General features: G+C 45.2%; 1 protein-coding gene. It reads right to left on the reverse strand.

Annotated elements, in window-relative coordinates; genetic code table 11:
- The coding region (locus B3182_RS00320; RefSeq protein ID WP_292751095.1) for a YSC84-related protein at positions 1-398 on the reverse strand (398 nt) is incomplete at both ends.

Raw genomic sequence — 398 nt, forward strand, 5'->3', positions numbered from 1 at the left:
ACAATCGGATCTTTGATATCAGTAGTATTGATATCTTCACCCACGCCCCATTCAACTACTGCTACCGAACCATCAACCCCGGCTTTCCAACCCTCGCTGTCACGAAATTGTTTTAAAGCCTGATCATTCATAAATACCAGGATCACCGTTTTTTGTTGGGCTCCCAATTGAAAGCCGATCGAGGCACCCGCAGTATTGTAATAATCCACAGTGCTGCCGCCGATGCGAAGTGCACCTTCACCATATTCACCGCCAATACCAAATCCGGCTTTAATGACATCCGGAAAAACTAATACGCCTTTTGCTTTTTCGAGGAAACGATCTCCACCAGAAACTTCACTCTTGAAACGTTTCAGAGCTTCATCGACTTTGATATCAATTTCAGTGGCAGATGCTGC

This window comes from Methylophaga sp. UBA4204 (assembly GCF_002379485.1).
Classification (GTDB): domain Bacteria; phylum Pseudomonadota; class Gammaproteobacteria; order Nitrosococcales; family Methylophagaceae; genus Methylophaga.